The 18178-nt window shown below is 53.4% G+C and carries 13 protein-coding genes; all 13 read left to right on the top strand.

The window, feature by feature from the left end:
• Window positions 1–40: 40 nt before the first annotated feature.
• The 13 genes from infB to tal all read left to right on the top strand — a co-directional run bounded on the left by infB (window position 41) and on the right by tal (window position 18110).
• On the top strand, window positions 41–2494 hold the full coding sequence (infB, locus tag EPA93_RS40900) for a translation initiation factor IF-2 (RefSeq protein WP_129893061.1): 2454 nt from the start codon (window positions 41–43) through the stop codon (window positions 2492–2494).
• A gap of 257 nt (window positions 2495–2751) precedes the next feature.
• Window positions 2752–3129 carry a 30S ribosome-binding factor RbfA gene (rbfA, locus tag EPA93_RS40895; protein WP_129893060.1) on the top strand — a complete coding sequence of 126 codons (378 nt, stop codon included), beginning with the start codon at window positions 2752–2754 and terminating at the stop codon, window positions 3127–3129.
• Window positions 3129–4151 (top strand): DHH family phosphoesterase, encoded by a 1023-nt coding sequence (locus tag EPA93_RS40890; RefSeq protein WP_129893059.1) that lies wholly within the window; start codon window positions 3129–3131, stop codon window positions 4149–4151. The genes rbfA and EPA93_RS40890 overlap by 1 nt, the downstream gene beginning before the upstream one ends.
• A gap of 11 nt (window positions 4152–4162) precedes the next feature.
• Window positions 4163–5077 (top strand): tRNA pseudouridine(55) synthase TruB, encoded by a 915-nt coding sequence (gene truB / locus EPA93_RS40885; RefSeq protein ID WP_129893058.1) that lies wholly within the window; start codon window positions 4163–4165, stop codon window positions 5075–5077.
• A 155-nt stretch (window positions 5078–5232) separates the two neighbouring features.
• Complete coding sequence (locus tag EPA93_RS40880; RefSeq protein WP_129893057.1) at window positions 5233–6189, top strand: bifunctional riboflavin kinase/FAD synthetase; 957 nt, start codon at window positions 5233–5235, stop codon at window positions 6187–6189.
• A gap of 4 nt (window positions 6190–6193) precedes the next feature.
• Window positions 6194–7069 carry a DUF3662 and FHA domain-containing protein gene (locus tag EPA93_RS40875; protein ID WP_129893056.1) on the top strand — a complete coding sequence of 292 codons (876 nt, stop codon included), beginning with the start codon at window positions 6194–6196 and terminating at the stop codon, window positions 7067–7069.
• Window positions 7070–7081: 12 nt separating this feature from the next.
• A complete protein-coding gene (locus EPA93_RS40870) occupies window positions 7082–7534 on the top strand; it encodes an FHA domain-containing protein (RefSeq protein WP_129893055.1) in 453 nt (150 codons plus the stop codon).
• A gap of 73 nt (window positions 7535–7607) precedes the next feature.
• Window positions 7608–9032: an FtsW/RodA/SpoVE family cell cycle protein gene (locus EPA93_RS40865; protein WP_129893054.1), complete on the top strand. Its 1425-nt coding sequence runs from the start codon at window positions 7608–7610 to the stop codon at window positions 9030–9032.
• A gap of 79 nt (window positions 9033–9111) precedes the next feature.
• The gene (locus EPA93_RS40860) at window positions 9112–9891 is read left to right on the top strand and encodes a hypothetical protein (RefSeq protein ID WP_129893053.1); all 780 of its coding nucleotides are present in this window, start codon (window positions 9112–9114) and stop codon (window positions 9889–9891) included.
• Window positions 9884–11770 carry a hypothetical protein gene (locus EPA93_RS40855; RefSeq protein ID WP_129893052.1) on the top strand — a complete coding sequence of 629 codons (1887 nt, stop codon included), beginning with the start codon at window positions 9884–9886 and terminating at the stop codon, window positions 11768–11770. Before EPA93_RS40860 ends, EPA93_RS40855 begins: the two co-directional genes overlap by 8 nt.
• A 202-nt stretch (window positions 11771–11972) precedes the next feature.
• Window positions 11973–14756, top strand: coding sequence for a DNA mismatch repair protein MutS (gene mutS, locus EPA93_RS40850; RefSeq protein WP_242527236.1), 2784 nt, complete (start codon window positions 11973–11975; stop codon window positions 14754–14756).
• A gap of 89 nt (window positions 14757–14845) precedes the next feature.
• On the top strand, window positions 14846–16867 hold the full coding sequence (gene tkt / locus EPA93_RS40845; RefSeq protein WP_129893050.1) for a transketolase: 2022 nt from the start codon (window positions 14846–14848) through the stop codon (window positions 16865–16867).
• Between the two features lie 97 nt (window positions 16868–16964).
• The gene (gene tal, locus EPA93_RS40840; RefSeq protein ID WP_129893049.1) at window positions 16965–18110 is read left to right on the top strand and encodes a transaldolase; all 1146 of its coding nucleotides are present in this window, start codon (window positions 16965–16967) and stop codon (window positions 18108–18110) included.
• Window positions 18111–18178 lie beyond the last annotated feature (68 nt).

Genomic DNA, 18178 nt, shown 5'->3' with positions numbered 1-18178 from the left:
CCACTTGTGGCGCATCATTTGATAGAAGGGAGTCTTCTTCATGAGAGACACATCTGAGTTTCCAGATGCAACCGAGCAGGCCAAACAACCCAATCAAAAAGCTAGAACCCAAGCCCGCTCAAAAACAGAAAGCACTACACCAGGCAGTCAGGAACAGGAAGCGAAGCCAGCGGCTCGGCGTCGTCCATCATATACATCTCATGGGTCAACACGTGGCCAGGGTGGAAGTGAGCATACGAATCACGGAAATGCTCCTGCTTCATCAGCAACACGTCCTGTATCTGCTCAACACAATCATACAGCTACGCCTGCACAGCGTAATAATAGTGGTAACGCGTCTACAACACAGGGACAAGGCCAGCATCGCCCGCCTACTGGTCCGCGCCAGGGGGGTTCACCAAATCCCAATCAGCGTTCAGGCAACGCTCCCTCGCACGGCCCACGCTCTAATAGCGGTCATGCGCCATCTGGAGGGCCACGCCCTGCACCTTCCTACCGTGGAGGGCCCGGCGGTCCCAGGCGTCAGTCTGGCCCTGGCGGCCCTTCGACCCAGCAGGCCAATCATACAGCCACGGTACAGCGGCCCGGGCCTCGGCCCGCAAGCTCTGGTGGGCCTTCGCGCCCAGGCGGCCAGAATCACCGTCCGCCCGCTCGTCATGGTTCACGCGGCGGCTCCTCGGCTCAGAAGACCCAGGAGAAGCGTGCAGCAGCGCTTAAAGAGAAGCCAACCGGTCCTGTCTCGATCCCGCCTCAGATCATTGTGAAGGATCTGGCCGAACTACTGCATGCGACGCCCAACGAGATCATCAGAGGCTTGATTAAACATAGCGTTTTTGCCAGCATCAACCAGGTAGTTGATTATGATAAAGCCGCGCTGGTCGCTATCGACCTTGGCTTTACGCCAAGCCCGAGCACCGTTACTGCCAATTCTAGCCAGGGGCTCTCGGCCAGCGAAGCCATGATGGCGGCCCACCATGACGACCAGACCGTCATCATTCCGCCGGTCGTCACCATTATGGGCCATGTTGACCACGGTAAGACAACATTGCTTGACGTAATCCGTAAAACGAAGGTTGCTGCCGGTGAGGTTGGTGGTATCACCCAGCATATCGGCGCTTACCAGGTTGAGGTCAACGGCAAGAAAATTACCTTCCTGGATACTCCGGGCCACGAAGCTTTCACAGCTATGCGCGCCCGTGGTGCTCAAGTCGCCCATATCGCGATCATCGTGATTGCTGCCGATGACGGCATTATGCCTCAGACACGTGAGGCAATTGATCATGCTCGCGCGGCCAAAATGCCGATCATTATCGCGCTTAACAAGATCGATCGTCCCAACGCCAATCCTGACCGTGTGAAGCAACAACTTGCCGAAATTGGGATCATGATTGAAGAATACGGCGGAGAGACGATTCTGGTTCCCGTCTCGGCTCGCCAGGGTATCGGTATCGACGATCTCCTCGACTACATCTTGCTGGTAGCCGAACTGCAGGATATCAGGGCCAATCCTAATCTTCCCGCCACAGGCGTGATTATCGAGGCTCGCCTTGAGAAGAATAGCGGTGCAATGGCCACTGTGCTCGTGCAACAAGGCACCCTGAAGATGGGAGATAGCATCGTCGTAGGTCCGCTAGCCGGTAAAGTGCGCGCCATGTTCAACGATCGCGGCAAGCGCATCCAGAAGGCGCCACCTAGCACGCCGGTCAGCATTATGGGTCTTTCCGAAGTGCCGCAAACCGGAGACCGCCTGGAAGTTACCAGCGACGAACGCGCTGCCAGGCTACGTGCTCAGCAGGAAGTCGAGAAGCGGCGCAATGAAAGTGCAGCACCTGGACAGGTCAGCCTTGATACGCTCTACATGCAGATGCAAGAGGGCAAGGTTAAAGAGCTTAACGTTGTGCTCAAATGCGATGTACAGGGTTCAGCAGAAGCTATTAAGAACTCTCTCACCAAAGTTGGTGAGGAGAACTTAAAGGTTCGCCTGATCCGCGAGGGTATCGGTAATGTCAGCGAGACTGATGTCTACCTGGCCGCTGCCTCTGGCGCCATCATCATCGCCTTCAACGTCAAGACAGACGGTGCCGCGCTACGCGAGGCCCAAAAAGAGGGCATCGATATCCGCTACTATGAAGTCATTTATCAGCTGATCGATGACATTCAGGCAGCCCTCAATGGTCTGTTAGAGCCATCTTACCGCGAGGTACTTGAAGGCCATGCAGAAATCCTACAAACCTTTAAGGCTGGTAAAAATACAGTCATTGCGGGATGTCGGATCAGCGATGGCAAGATCTCGCGCTCTTCACAGGCTCGCGTCCTACGCGCCGGCGACAAGGTTTATGAAGGCAAAATCGCCTCCTTGCGACGCGGTAAGGATGACGTGCGCGAAGTCAACAGTGGTTACGAATGCGGTATTATCCTCGAAAACTTCACTGAGCTTGAGGTTGGAGATATCATCGAGGCCTTTATCCAGGAACGTGTCAAACCTGGAAGTTAAAAAAACTTCGACCCGAGTCCAACCAAGTTGCCTACATCCTGGTAGCTACGTTAGTGTTGCGGTCCCAGACGCTTCCACAACGCTAATGTAGCTACAAGGCGCTGTAGCGCGGTAAAACCTGCCAGCATTTCCCGTCATAGCAGCTCATTTCAGCGGCTTCTGGGAACGCATAATCTGCTTGGACTACGAAAATGGATTGATATCGTCACGCTGGTACACAGATGCACTCTTACCAGGCAAAAGAAACGGATACAGTTATGCCAAACTCACACAGGCAAGAGAAACTAGGCGAGTTGATTGCGACTGAATTAAGCGACTTACTGCGCACACGCGTTAAGGACCCTCGTGTTGGCTTCGCCAGCATTACACATGTTGAGGTGAGTGGCGATCTACGCCACGCCAAGGTCTTTGTAAGTGTGATGGGAAGCGCAGAGGAGCGTGAGGAGACCATGAAGGGCCTGAAAAATGCCACTGGCTTCCTTCGTCACGAGCTCGCGACGCGCCTTGTTGTCCGCTATATGCCAGAAATCGTTTTTAAGCTCGACAAATCAATTGAAGAAGGGGCTCGCATCCTTGATTTGATTCGTCAGGTTGAGGAAGAGGAAAAACTCCCCACGCATGAATCCGAGGTTTGATGGACACGTCATCTTATAACACGAAACTTGCTCCTCCGTTGGACCAGGCGCTTGTCCAACAGGCCATGGCTCTGATTGAGCCGGCAGAGCGCATAGCTTTGCTGGCTCATGAGCATCCAGATGGAGATTGCCTTGGCTCTGCACTTGGCCTGGCCCATATCTTACGCCAGGCTGGCAAAATCTGCGTTCCAGCTTGCGCAGATCCGGCTCCGGATGTATTTGCCTTTTTACCCGATCTAGCGACGCTCCAGCAAACGCTCGGCGACGAAAATTTCGATCTGGTTATCGCCCTTGACGCCGGCGAGCTTACGCGTTTTGGTCCGCTCTACGAGCGGCACCGGGCATTTCTCGATCAAGCGACGATTCTTAATATTGACCATCACGTGAGCAGCAGCGGTTGTGGAAAGGTCAACATTATCGATCCAGGTGCCGCAGCGACCGCAGAGCTTGTGGTGCTCTTTCAACAGCAAGCCGGCCTGGAACTTGACAGGGATGCGGCGCTCTGCCTGCTCACCGGCCTGATTACCGATACAGCCTCTTTCCAATACACCAGCACAACGCCACGCACCATGGAAGTCGGTGCTACGCTTTTACAGGCCGGAGCGGTCGCTGAAACCATTGTCCAGCCTATCTATCGCACGCACCCGCTGGCCCAGCTCCGCTTGCAAGCTGCTGTCATCAATAACGCCAGGACAAGTTGTGGCGGTCGTATTATCTGGTCCTACGCCACAGATGAAACCCTTGAGGTCGCTGGCGCTACCGCCGAGATGGATGATAATCTGGCCGGAACCCTGCGCGATATCGAAGGCGTGAAGATAGCTGCCTTCTTCAAAAGCTATGGAGAGCCAGCGCGCACCCGCCTTAGCCTGCGCAGTACGGCTCCTTATAACGTCGCGGAGATCTGCCAGCGCTTTGGAGGAGGGGGCCATGCCAGAGCCGCCGGTGCTTCTATCGACAAGCCCTTGCCCGAAGCCATACCGCTGGTTGTGCAAGCCCTGGAAGAAGCCGTACACAAAGCATAAGGGGCAAGGAGATGGATGGTATTCTCAATATCAATAAGCCGCTGGGTATGACTTCTCATGATGTTGTGGCCAGAGTACGCAAGCTGCTAAAGCAAAGGCGGGTTGGCCATGCCGGCACGCTTGATCCAGCTGCCAGCGGCGTTCTGCCCATCTGCGTGGGACAAGGCACCAGGGTCGCGGAATATCTCAGCGAGAGTGGTAAGGCTTATCGCGCGGAGATCGCCTTTGGTACGGTGACAGACACCTACGATGCCGAAGGCGAGGTGACACGTTCGGTAGATGCCTCGCCCCTAACACTAGAGCAGATCGAGGCCGTGATTCCCGCATTTCTGGGTCCCCAGATGCAACTTCCTCCACGCTATTCGGCCATTAAGCTGCAAGGACAGGCGGCTTATAAGCTAGCGCGCGCGGGGGCTGAGGTTATCCTGCAACCGCGCCCCATTGAAATCTATAGGTTGCACATCTTAGCCTGGCAGCCTGGCCCACAGCCACGGCTCAGCCTGGCCATTGAGTGCAGCAAGGGCACCTATATCCGCTCGCTGGCCTATGATCTAGGCGAGCGTCTTGGCTATGGAGCCCATCTTGCGGCCCTTGAGCGCACGCGCAGTGGTACCTACAGTCTCACTGAGAGTATCACGCTGGAGCAGCTAGCGGAGGCGGCAACTAATAATACCATTTCTACCTATCTCCTTCCTGCCGATAGTGCTCTCAAGCACCATCCAGCCATCCAGCTCGATGCCATTACAGCCGCACGCATCCTTCATGGAAATCCTTTCCATTACGACCCGCAGGCTCACCCACAACCTTCAAGCGAGCTCGTACGTATTTATGATGCTACAGGTTGTTTTATAGCCATTGCTGTGTGGGATACAGAGCAGAAATTATGGCAACCCAAAAAGGTTTTTACCAGTACCAATCCATTATAATATGAGGCAGGTCGATACCGTCCTAACAGTATCTCTTGCTAGCAGCATGGCTACTATTATTGCTAGCGTGAATTAGCTGTGGTACTATAGGCTAGGAACGTTAAGGACAGGTATCTCCAAGCTAAAACACCAGGAAGAAACTTATTATATCGGCAATGCAATATCAAACAACTTTATCACCAGACGAACCTATTGTTATTACCATCGGCAATTTTGATGGTATTCATAAAGGGCATCAGCGCCTGATGCACGAACTGCACGTTATGGCCGAGGCTTTGCACTGCCTCCCGGTCGTCGTCACGTTCCAGCCGCACACGCTGATGGTTGTTCGTCCCGAAATTTATGTGCAATATCTGACAACGCTTGAAGAGAAGCTGGCTCTAGCCAGCAAGTATGGCCAGATTGCCAGGAGTATCGTTATCTCGTTCACCCCCCAGGTTTCAGCGATGAGCGCTCAAGAATTTATGGACACCCTCTGTAAGGATTTCCAGATTAGAGGCCTTGTCGTGGGTGCCAACTTCAGCCTTGGACGCAACAGGATGGGCGATACTACCTTCCTTGAGCAGTATGGTCAGGAACACAATATTCAAGTGCGCATTATTTCGCTGGAGGAATCTGAGCAGGTGCGTATCAGCAGCACGCGCATCCGCGCACTGGTCACTGATGGGCATATAGAGGACGCCAACGAATTGCTGGGACATCCAGTAGTCATAAACGGAATCGTTAGGCATGGGGATGAGCGCGGAAGGCTTCTGGGCTTTCCCACAGCCAATCTACACCCGGACCCCCATAAACTCCTTCCGGCCAATGGTGTGTATGCCGTGCGCGTTCGCATCAAGGATCAGGAAGAAGTGGGCAGTGACTCAAATAATGCTCCTACCGTCTATAATGGTGTGGCCAATATAGGAGTTCGCCCAACGTTTAATGGAAAGGAACGTCTGGTCGAGGTGCATCTACTCGATGTAAATCTGGATCTATACGAGAAACGCCTCAGCGTCGATTTTATAGCTCGTTTACGTAACGAACAACGCTTCTCTGGTATTGATGCATTGAAAACCCAGATCGCATCCGATGTAGAGCGCGCACGCCAAATTTTAGCCATAGGAGGGTGAGCAATTGAAAGCTCGCCAGAACCCACTGACAAAATTTGAAGCATTTATGCAGCGTATTATCGAAGGCCCCTTTGCGCGCCTTTTTCCTTCACGCCTGGAGCCTGTAGAGCTGGCACGCAAACTTGAGCGTGCGATGGAAGATAATACCCTGTTACAGGGCGAAGGACGCCGACTTGCGCCAGATATCTATGATATCTACTTAAGTATCAAAGATCATCAACAATTGTCGCCAGGTCAGGCCGTGCTGATCAAAGATTGGCAAAATCAGCTTGTCGAGTTTGCTCGCCACCGCCACTATACGCTAAGGACTATGCCTGTTATTCGCCTGCATTCCGATAGCTCTCTCAGCATGGGTATTGTGCGCATCGAGACCGAGCTCGCCGATAAAAGCGGAGGCGCAGAAGCAGGCATTATGGCTACCCAGGCCCTTAGCGCCGAGCAAATAGCCCAGTTACGAGCTCAGATACCTCCCGGGCAATCGTTGCCGGGCATACAACCAAGCCCTGTGCCTCAGCAGGGAGGTCGGCAGCAGCAGGCCAGCGCCACTAACAATCCAACCAGGCCAGCCGCCTCAGCTCCCATGCCGCAAGCCTGGCTTACTATCCGTCTACCCCAATCAGGACAACAAATTTATCGCATCGAAAAACCTATTATCAATATTGGCCGTCAGCTTAGCAATGATATTATCGTCGAAGACAAACGTGTATCACGCTATCATGCTCAGTTAAAATATCAGCCGGATGGTCAGTTCGTCATCTTTGATCTTGGTAGTACAAATGGCATCACAATTAATAATACGCCACATATGCGCCAATATACGCTGCGCAACGGAGATCACTTCGTCGTTGGCAGCTATGATTTCTACTTTGAGAGAAGGTGAGATTTCCGCCTTATGCCATTACAAATAGATTCTTTCTTATTCATCTTACGGCTCTTATTAGTTGTTCTGCTCTACCTTTTTCTTATGCAGGTGGTTATCGCAATCACCCGCGATTTACGCAAAACGACGGCAGCTAGCGCGGATGCGGGAAACAGAGCTCCTCAGACTCAGGGGCATCTTGTGGTTGTCGATAGCGGTCCCAGCAACATCTTGCCCGGGACGCGCTTTGCCCTCGCATCACAAACCAATATTGGCCGAGGGCCAACAAATACCATTCAGATTACAGATAATTTCATCTCGGCCGAGCACACACGCCTCTGGCTTCGTAACGGCACCTGGTATGTCCAGGACGCTGGTAGCGTTAACGGAACGTATGTTAACAACCAGCCGGCCCGCGAGGCGCTCCCGGCCAGGAACGGCGATATTATACGTGTTGGCTATATTCAATTTAAGCTTACTCAGTAGGCAGGCGGGGTCAGGAAAATTGCCACTAAGAAACTTTGCCTGCTTCTTTACTAGATATGTGAGGTTGCGTTAGATGGCAAGTCAATCACCCGGAGTGTTTCAGCGCTATCGTTGGCGAGAATTGGGTTTATTGATTATTCCTTTTCTCATTCTGCTTGTGGCAATGACGCAATTGTTCCTTGCCAATGCAGACCCGCGCTCATCTCTTAATGTGAAGAACCTGCCTACTATTGAGGGGCTGATCCCGGCGCTTGGCTTGGTTGCCATATTGTTATTGGCCAATGTGGTGTTAAGCGTCTTCTTCCGCAAGGCTGATCAGGTATTACTGCCCCTCGTTGGCCTGCTCAGCGGTATTGGAGTGATGATGGCCACACGCCTTGGCCCTAACATTCCAACTTGCGTGACCTGTGAACATGATCCAGGCATCCCTAATCTAGGCACAAAACAGCTTGAATGGGTGGTTATGGGCCTGGTTATTTGTATGGTCGTGATGTTTGTATTGCGCAATATCAGCTGGCTGGGCCGCTTTAAATATACCTGGGCCGCCGTAAGCTTTCTGGTATTGCTTCCCAGCCTGATTAACGGTATTCGCACATTCAGGTCAAATGCTCCTTCACGAGACGTCCTACAGATTCCTTTCTTTGCCTTGCAGCCCTCCGAGCTCCTAAAAATCTCTATCGTGATCTTTTTTGCTGCCTATCTTAGCGAGAACCGGGATATGATTGCCCAGGGCTTCTTGCGCATTGGCCGTTTTCGCCTACCGCCTCTACGTCAATTAGGGCCGCTTCTGCTCATGCTTGGCCTGGCCCTGATGATCTTCCTGATCGTACGTGAACTTGGCCTGGCGCTGCTCATCTACAGCCTGTTTCTCTGTATGACTTATCTCGCCAGTAGCAAGCTCTCCTACGTGCTGGTCAGCCTGGGCATTTTCTTCTTCCTTGCCTTCATTGGTTACAGCCTCCTGGGCTATGTGCGCTCACGTTTTGCCGTAGTGAGCATCGATATGATCCATTGGACGCAGGCCAGTGAGGAGCTCTACCAGCAGCCCGGCGGCGCGGGCCAGATCGTCCAGGGCTTGATTGCGCTCTCCAGCGGCGGTATCTTTGGGGCCGGGCTTGGCCTCGGGCACCCGGCAGGCGTCGGTTTTGTGCCGGTTGTGGAGTCCGATATGGTGCTCACAGCACTGGGTGAAGAGTTGGGCCTGGCCGGGCTCTTTGCTATCCTCGGCCTCTACCTTTTTATAGTGTATCGAGGCTATCGTATCGCCATTGAGGCAACCGAGCCTTTCACACAGCTGTTGGCAGCGGGCCTTACCTCTATCTTTGCTATTCAAACGCTCATCATTAGCGCAGGTAACTTAAAATTGATGCCTCTCACAGGTATTCCCCTGCCTTTCCTGAGCTATGGCGGAAGCTCTATTCTCGCCAATTACATTATTGTCGGCATTTTACTACGCATCTCGCACAATACAGCGGTAGAGCGCGACGGCTCTGCTTAAACACATTAGTAATGTGCTGCCCGTTTCAGCTTGTCTCTTATCAACGTTAATGCTATACTTCCCAGCAAGCATAGCATTTATGGCTAGCGACTCTATCCCTCCAGGGATAGGGCTGCACTTCGCAAGTTGTCATGACAGCGAAAAAGTAGTGGGAAGGATTATGGGTCAATACCGTCTATGGTTGCACTACCGCGAGGTGGATCAGCAACTTCGGGCACAACTGAAACGCTTAGAAGAGGAGTTGGCCCAACTCCAGGAACAAGTAAATCATCAGCAAGACAGCGCCTCGTACGAAAATAATACCATCATCAGAGCGCTCTCCAGCCTACAACACGATAGAGCGCACTTTGAGGCTGCATTGGATACATCAAGCTATCTGGCTTCGCATGCCCCTGCTGAAAACATTCCTGCCGAATCAAGCGAGCCTCTAAGCGCATTCTCCCCAGCAGCACAAGTAAATGGCGTCGACCAGAAGCAACTTACAGCTATCTTGTCTCAAGCCCTCTTTGCCTGGAGCAAGCTCCCAAATTTCGACACGGGGGAAATGCAGATGCCTTCCTTTGATTTTGATGTGTCGGCTTTCTCGCCACCTACACCTCGCCCCGAGGCAGATCTCTTGCCAGAAGATATTGCAGCTTTCTTCACTACCCAGGGAGAAGAGCCGCCGCCGACACTCTCTCACCAGCCTCCCCACCCACAGCCAGAAGCAGAGCTACCTTCCTCCGCTGGCTCTGCAAGTACGAGTCCGGTAGATAAGCAAAGTATGCGTACAAACCAGTTAATACAGCGCTGGTTTGAACGTTGGGGGCAGCGCTCTAACGCTCAATCAGATGCAGGAGAGGAGCAACCCAATGAATAATGTTAGTAGCATCACCCTTACCGATACTACGAACAGGCTGCACTCTTCTGAACGCATCAATACTATTCTCGCCCGCCTCGATCCGCAAGAGGTTGAGGAGTTCTATCAATGCTACCAGGCCTGGATGTTACAGCGGCAGATGGAGACGCTGCGCATGCAGGTTGTGGCCCTTCAGCAGGCAATTGTCGAAAATGGCGAGCTTATGCAGCAAGCCCAGCCATCCGCCATCGCTTCAGCTACGCTGGCCCAGCTTCAGGCCCGTGGAGTAAGTGATATTGATTTGCTCGATAAGATGCTTGCACGCGGTGAGAGCTGGCTCGACCATACTATGCAATTGCTGGCTTATTGCGAGCGCTATGGTGTGATCGGCGGCGACTACACCGAGTGGTGCGAGCATTCGCTGGAAGGCGCTTATGACTGGATCAACTCTGTTGGCCAGACTGGCACACTGCCCGGCGAGTCTACGGAGCAGGTGGAAGATCTTGATAGAGATGATGCCACTACTGAGGCCCAAATTTTGCAGAAGCTGATGAGCGATGGAGACGAAACAGAGAAACAGCAGACCGCCGAAACTTCGCCCTGGGGTACGCGCGTCATGTCTCCTGCTGAGCTTTTAGCTGATATAGTCATCCCGGCCACGGAAAAACCCCAGATTCCTATCACGCCTCTGGCCGCGCTGTTGTCAGAGGTTGGAGCACAGGTAACAGAGACTCCCGCACAGAAACAATCTGCGCAAGAAGAGCCGGAGAGCGCTGCGCCTGAAACGAGTTCCGGAGAGCCCGGACAGGTGGCAGATGCTCTTGTCTTGCCACAAGCTGCCGAGACAACTCCCCAAATCGAGCAAGTTACCGCCGCAGCCGACACAGAGCTACCTGAGCAAGCCAGAATAGATAGCCATATAGAACAATCTTCAGCACCGCTTGAACAGGTGGCGGAGGCGCAGGTCACCAGCGCAGCCACCCCTCTAGAGCAGCTAGCTGAGTTAGCCAGGCAGCAAGAGGAGACAATTGCTTCCTCTGCTCCAGTAGAGCCGGTTGGTGAGCAATCGACCGAGCCGGCTGAGACAACCGCCTATTCTGCTCCTGCAGAGCTGCTAAATGAGCAGCAGGCCGCCGAGCCAGCGGAGGTGGAGACAACTCAAGGCTTTACCGAAAGCCAGGAAGTCCACGCGTCTGAGCAAGAGGTAGCTAGCGAGAGTATACCTATTGCCAGCACGATGCCCGCAACGGATAAGGAAACGAAAGTAGAACTAACCACAGCCGGGCAGCCACAAGATAATCAAGCTGAGACGACACCCATCGATGAGCAACCGACACGAGCATTGGCAGTTGTTAAGCCTCCCAGGCACACGCAGACCTTGACGATGGCTCAGCTCGAAGGCCAGCCCTCCAGTGAGCTCGCCATTATCTCGCTCCCACCCCATCTGCGGCGTGTTCTGGAAGACAATTTTGATGAACAACCTTCCAGCAAACGCGCTGTCGTCTCCTCGCCCTCGGGACCTCAGCCGGTCATAGTAGAGGCTGCGAACTCCTCTTCTGCTGACTCTCAGCTATCCAGAGCGGTTGGTTCCTATGAGCCCCGCATGTTAGCAGAGCCAACTACTAGCCCGGAGCGCCAGCAAACAAGGTCGCCAGAGATAGAGGAAGAGCAAACGATCATCCTTCCAGTGACCTCTAGCCGCCTTAAGGTTGCCGAAGCACCAGAGAAGCCCTATCAGCCGCAAGCCTCGCTACATGCTACCCAGGTTGGACCCTCGTCCTCGCCTGAGACAAGTCAGAAGGAAGCAACGCCTTTGGCAGAGGAGAGCAAGGAAGAGCAACCCAAACCGGGCTTCTTCCAGCGCCTCTGGGCCATGCTCGCCAAACTATTTGGAGCATAATTTCTTTTGCGAGAGCAATCTCTCTTGCCACGATTGCTCTCGTTCTGCCACTTTCCACTTTCTCTACCCAGTTTCGCAATGCATTATCAGGGACCCTTTTCTATCTGTTCTATCTCAGGTAAATTGGGCCTCCATGCTAGCAAGCAAATTGACGTTGGTCGCGAATAGGCTTATACTGAGTTGAGCTTGAGGGAGGTTGAACGTGTTATTCGAAGATTACGCCAAAGCGCATCCTACTCACAGTCCAGTACGTACGCAATATTTAGAAATCAAGCACCAGAATCCTGATGCGATTCTCTTTTTCCGCATGGGCGACTTTTATGAAATGTTTGACGACGATGCCGAAATCGTTGCCCGTGAACTGGAAATAGCTCTTACCCGGCGCGATTTTGGGCGCGGGGAAAAATCTCCTATGGCTGGCATCCCTCATCATGCCGCAGATGGATATATTGCTCGTCTTGTCAGCAAAGGCTATCGCGTTGCTATTTGTGAGCAGACCAGCGATCCAGCTCTTTCCAAGGGGCTTGTAGATCGTGAGGTCGTACGCGTTGTCACTCCAGGTACCATCATTGATCCCGCCATGCTCGCCGCCAAGCGCAACAACTTTCTGGCAGCGGTCATCACCGGACGGGAGGCCGTGGGCATTGCTTATCTTGATATCACCACCGGCGAGTTTGCCGTAACACAGTTTAGTACCCCCGAGCCAGAGCTCGCCCTGCAGCAAGAGATTGGCCGTGTTTCACCCGCTGAAGTGCTGGTTGAGGCCCACTATAGCCGTCTTGGTAACCGCAAGAAGCGCTGGCTGGCCACGGTTATGAGCGAAAAACCTGTTACCAAACTCGGTAGCAACGGTAACGCAAATGCCGAAATTCCTGAACTTGAAGAGGAAGAGGAAGAAGACGATTTTGCACCTCTGGCCAGGCTGCTTGCAGGCATCGCCGGGCATGTCACACCTTATGACGCCCGCTACTTTACTGAGGATGACGCGCGCCATCGCTTGCTCACCCAGTTCGATATAGCCTCGCTTGAGGGTTTTGGCTGCGCGCAATTGCCTCTTGCCATTCGGGCCGCCGGAGCGGTTCTGGCCTATGTTCAGGATACGCAGAAAGGTTTGTTACAGCATCTCACTTCGCTCGAAACCTATTTTACCAATAACTTTATGACCCTCGATCCCTATACGCGGCGCAACCTCGAACTCTTTGAGACTGGGCGCAGTGGATCGGTCAAGGGCTCGCTCCTCTGGGTTCTCGACCGCACACGCAGCCCCATGGGTGGACGGCTTATGCGCCGCTGGATTGGCCAGCCACTGCTCGATGTAGGCATCCTGCGTCAGCGTCAGGAGACCATCGCTGAGCTGATCAATAGTCCCATTCTGCAAGCTCGGCTGGCCGAGACCCTAAAAAAGGCAGGCGATGTTGAGCGCCTGATCAATCGGGTCCGCCAGCGCATCGCTACGCCGCGCGATCTGGTAGCCCTGGCTTCCGGCTTGCGCGCAGCCACCGAGGTTCACGCCTGTTTTGCCGAGGAAGGTGAGGCTAATGTACCTTCGCTGGCACGCCATATGCAACAGCTTAGCAATAATGAAGATATTATTACCCTTATCGAGCACGCTATCGTGGATGAGCCCCCAATCAGCATTTCCGAAGGTGGGATTATTCGCCAGGGCTTTAGCTCGGAGCTCGATCAGCTCAAGAATGCCTCGCAAAATGGCAGGCAGTGGATCTCGGATCTTGAACAACGCGAGCGCAAACGAACCGGCATCAGTACACTGAAGGTTGGCTACAATAAGGCTTCCGGCTACTTCATAGAGGTTACCAACTCAAACCTCAATCGTGTGCCTACCGAGTACATCCGTCGCCAGACGCTCACCAATAGCGAGCGCTATATCACTCCTGACTTAAAGGAATACGAGACGCTTGTGCTTAACGCTCAGGAGCGCATCAATAAAATGGAGAACGAGTTCTTCGTTCAGCTGCGCAGTGATATCGCTACCCATGCTTCCGAGCGTATCTTGCAGACGGCCCACGCGCTTGCTGAGATCGATGTATATTTAAGCCTGGCAGAGGTCGCATCGCGCAACAATTACTGCCGCCCTCAGCTCAACGACGAGGATACCACCCATATTGTGGCTGGCCGCCATCCCGTCGTGGAACAGGCGCAGTCAGATATACCATTTGTGCCAAATGATACCAATCTCGCGAATCACGAAGCGCAAATCGTGATCATCACCGGTCCCAATATGGCAGGTAAATCAACCTATCTTCGCCAGGTTGCCTTGATTACACTCATGGCCCAGATTGGCAGCTATGTTCCGGCCGAGGCCGCCACCATAGGCATCGTAGATCGCATCTTTACGCGCATTGGCGCTCAGGATGATCTCGCCACTGGGCAAAGCACCTTTATGGTCGAAATGGTTGAAACCGCCAATATTCTCCATCACGCAACGCCGCGAAGTTTGATTATCCTTGATGAAATCGGGCGTGGCACCAGCACTTACGACGGCCTGGCTATCGCGCGTGCAGTTGTTGAGTATCTGCACAACAATAAGCGCAGCGGAGCCCGCACGCTGTTTGCCACCCATTATCACGAACTTGTCGAGGTCGCAAAGCTGCTACCACGCATTCGCTGTATGAATGTGGCTGTCACCGAAGATGCCGGCAAAGTTGTCTTCTTGCGTAAAATCATCCCGGGAGGCGCTGACCGCAGTTACGGCGTCCATGTCGCCCAGCTCGCAGGTATCCCACGCCCGGTTATCCACCGCGCACAGGAGATCCTTGAAGAGTTGGAGAGTAAGGGAGACGCCCGTATGCGCCGCAAGGCCATGCGCGATATGACCATGCCTGCCGCCTGGCAAATGACGCTCTTTGCCGCCGAGCCACATCCCTTAATTGAAGAATTGAAAACGTTGGCGATAGATGAGCTAACCCCTATCGAAGCCATTAGTAAACTCTATGAGCTGCAGCAGAAGGCCCGCAGAGATTCCTGATCAGGCATAAACAGGTAGCACATATGTGTTATTATAGATGAGGGTTAGTGTACAATATACAATAAATCAAAACTAAATTTGGAGGCTTAATGACAACTCAAGAACAGGTGCCAACACAGGAAAAGACACTAGAACAGCTTTGCATTAATACCATCCGCACATTGTCAATGGATGGAGTCCAGAAAGCTAACTCCGGCCATCCAGGCACCGCGATGGCTCTTGCGCCCCTCACCTACTTACTCTGGACGCGCCACTTGCGCTACAATCCCCATAATCCGGCCTGGGTCAACCGAGACCGCTTTATTCTCTCGGCCGGACATGCATCAATGCTGCTCTATAGCATGCTGCATTTGACAGGCTATGATCTGCCCCTGGAAGAGCTCAAAAATTTCCGCCAGTGGGGCAGCCACACACCAGGACATCCCGAGCATGGTGAGGTACCGGGTGCCGAAACGACAACAGGGCCCCTGGGTCAGGGCTTTGCCAATGGCGTAGGCATGGCCATTGCTGAGCGTTTCAGCGCCGGCCACTACAATCGCCCCGGCCACACCATTCTCGATCATTATATCTATGCTATCGTCAGCGATGGTGATCTCATGGAAGGCATCGCTTCAGAAGCAGCCTCAATCGCTGGCTTCCTCAAGCTGGGCAAACTGATCTACTTCTACGATGACAACCATATCACTATCGAAGGCAATACCGATCTGGCCTTTCAGGAAAATGTCGGGCAGCGCTTCGAGAGCTATGGCTGGCATGTCCAGCATGTGGCAGATGTCAACGATCTGGATGCGCTAGAACAGGCTATCAGCGCTGCGCAAAATAATGAGCATCCATCCTTGATCATTGTTCGCTCGCATATCGGCTTCGGTAGCCCACACAAGCAAGACACGGCCAAGGCCCATGGTGAGCCCCTGGGAGCCGAAGAGGTCATTTTGACCAAGCGCAATCTGGGCTGGCCCTCCGAAGAGCCTTTCTATGAGCCAGAAGAGGCAGTTGCTTACTTCCGCAAGGCGATTGAGCGCGGCGCAGCTCTGGAGCAAGAGTGGCAGAAGCGCTACAACGCTTATAAGGCTGAATATCCCGAGCTGGCGGCTCAGTGGGAGAGCGAGCTGAAGGGAGTGCTTCCTGCAGGCTGGGATAGCACAATACCCACATTTAAAGCTGGAGAATCTCTGGCCAGCCGTGCCGCTTCGGGCCAGGCCATCAACGCCATTGCCTCTCGCTTGCCCAACCTGATTGGCGGCTCAGCCGATCTGGCACCCTCCACCAGCACCAACATGAAGGGTCTGGGAGACTTCGGTCCTGAGGGAAACGGGCGCAACATGCACTTTGGCATTCGCGAGCATGCGATGGGCGGCATTCTGAATGGCATGGCGCTCTATGGGGGCCTAATCCCCTTTGGAGCCACCTTCCTGATCTTCTCCGACTATATGCGCCCCTCGATCCGCCTGGCAGCGCTTATGGGTCAGAAAGTCATTTATGTCTTCACCCATGATAGCATCGGCCTTGGTGAAGATGGTCCAACCCATCAGCCAATCGAGCAGCTTGCGGCCTTACGGGCAATACCTGGTCTTACCGTTCTGCGTCCCGCCGATGCCAACGAGACAGCCGAGGCCTGGCGCGTCGCCATCACACATGCTGGCCCTGTGGCCTTCGCCCTCAGCCGTCAAGGCTTACCCACCCTTGATCGTACGCAGTTTGCCAGCGCAAGCAATGTCGCCAAAGGTGCTTACGTCCTGCAGGATAGCGAGGGCACACCCGAGCTCATTCTTATGGCCACCGGTTCCGAAGTTTCGCTGGCAATCGATGCCGCTAACAAACTGCGTCAAGATAACTTACGCGTTCGTGTAGTTAGTATACCGAGTTGGGAGCTGTTCGAAGAGCAGAGCAGCGAATACAAAGAATCTGTATTGCCTAAGAGTGTTACGGCCCGCCTGGCTATTGAAGCGGCCTCGCCGATGGGCTGGGAGCGCTATATCGGCTCTGAAGGCGATAGCGTTACGCTCAATCACTTTGGCGCTTCTGCGCCAGCTAAGGTGCTCTTCCAGCAGTTTGGCTTCACTGTCGAAAACGTTGTTGCAAAAGCAAAGAGCTTGCTACATAAGGCATAATAGAAGGGTACCCGCAAAGGGTACCCAGGCCAACATAATATAGGACCCCGTAGGTGTAGCCAGGAAATTGCACCGACTTTTACAAGGAGAATAGAGTATGACAAATCCATTGCAGCAGCTCAAAAATTACGGACAGAGCGTCTGGTATGACAATATTGATCGTGCGCAACTGGCTTCCGGCCAATTTCAGCGCATGCTTAATGAAGATGGCATCGTTGGCGTAACTGCGAACCCTACTATCTTTGAGAAATCCATAAGCGCAGGCCATGCTTATGACGAGCAGATGTCAGAGCTGATCAAAGCTGGCAAGAGCACCAATGAAATTTATGAAGCCCTGGTTATCAAAGATATTCAGACGGTTGCCGATCTGCTGCGCCCCGTCTATGACAAGACGGAGGGTCAGGACGGATATGTAAGCCTGGAAGTCTCTCCCGAGCTTGCCAATGATACTTCGGGCACAATTTCAGAGGCAAAACGCTTCTGGGGCATGGTCAATCGCCCGAACCTGATGATTAAGATCCCGGCCACTCCGGCAGGCATTCCAGCCATTTATGAAACCTTGCGTGCAGGCATAAACGTAAATATCACCTTGATCTTCTCCATTGAGAGCTATCGAGATGTTGTAGATGCGTATCTGCGCGCACTTGAAGATCGCAATGGAGCCGGTGAGGATATTAGCTCAATTGCTTCGGTTGCTAGCTTCTTTGTGAGCCGCGTCGATACCCTTGTCGATAAGCTCCTTGAAGAGAAGATCAAAGCCACAAGCGATTCCGCTGAGCAGCAAAAGCTCAAGTCCTTAGAGGGCAAGGCCGCTATCGCCAATGCGCGTGTTGTCTATCAGGACTTCAAGCGTCTCTTCAGCACACCGCGCTTTGAGTCGCTCAAACATGCAGGAGCTCATGTGCAGCGCCCACTCTGGGCCAGCACCAGCACCAAGAACCCGGCTTACCGGGATGTGCTCTATGCTGAGGAGCTGATCGGTCCCGACACCGTAGATACGATGCCGCTGGAAACCATCGAGAAATTCCGCGATCATGGCAAGGTGAGCAACACTGTAGAGAACGATACCGAGGGAGCCAAAACTGCGCTGGCCGAGCTGGAGAAAGTTGGTATCCATTATGCTCAGGTCACCAAACAGCTCCAGGATGAGGGCGTGCAGAAGTTTGCCGACTCCTTCCACCAGTTGTTTGAGGGTATCGAGAGCAAGAAACAGAGCATTCAGGCCGGCCAGGCAGCCCGCTAGAGAATACGCAGAGCAGGCAACTTTTCTTGCCTGCTACGCTCTCTGTTCGCTTGACGCCATAACCTCTC

Origin of the sequence: Ktedonosporobacter rubrisoli (assembly GCF_004208415.1) — a bacterium.
In the GTDB taxonomy this organism is placed as follows: Bacteria; Chloroflexota; Ktedonobacteria; order Ktedonobacterales; family Ktedonobacteraceae; genus Ktedonosporobacter; species Ktedonosporobacter rubrisoli.
Note: the sequence above shows the minus strand (reverse complement) of the source record. Positions and strands in the feature narration are given on the sequence as shown.

Coding starts and splice junctions, on each gene's coding strand:
- infB (WP_129893061.1), top strand. CDS start 41: ATGAGAGACACATCTGAGTTTCCAGATGCAACCGAGCAGGCCAAACAA.
- rbfA (WP_129893060.1), top strand. CDS start 2,752: ATGCCAAACTCACACAGGCAAGAGAAACTAGGCGAGTTGATTGCGACT.
- EPA93_RS40890 (WP_129893059.1), top strand. CDS start 3,129: ATGGACACGTCATCTTATAACACGAAACTTGCTCCTCCGTTGGACCAG.
- truB (WP_129893058.1), top strand. CDS start 4,163: ATGGATGGTATTCTCAATATCAATAAGCCGCTGGGTATGACTTCTCAT.
- EPA93_RS40880 (WP_129893057.1), top strand. CDS start 5,233: ATGCAATATCAAACAACTTTATCACCAGACGAACCTATTGTTATTACC.
- EPA93_RS40870 (WP_129893055.1), top strand. CDS start 7,082: ATGCCATTACAAATAGATTCTTTCTTATTCATCTTACGGCTCTTATTA.
- EPA93_RS40865 (WP_129893054.1), top strand. CDS start 7,608: ATGGCAAGTCAATCACCCGGAGTGTTTCAGCGCTATCGTTGGCGAGAA.
- EPA93_RS40860 (WP_129893053.1), top strand. CDS start 9,112: ATGGCTAGCGACTCTATCCCTCCAGGGATAGGGCTGCACTTCGCAAGT.
- EPA93_RS40855 (WP_129893052.1), top strand. CDS start 9,884: ATGAATAATGTTAGTAGCATCACCCTTACCGATACTACGAACAGGCTG.
- tkt (WP_129893050.1), top strand. CDS start 14,846: ATGACAACTCAAGAACAGGTGCCAACACAGGAAAAGACACTAGAACAG.
- tal (WP_129893049.1), top strand. CDS start 16,965: ATGACAAATCCATTGCAGCAGCTCAAAAATTACGGACAGAGCGTCTGG.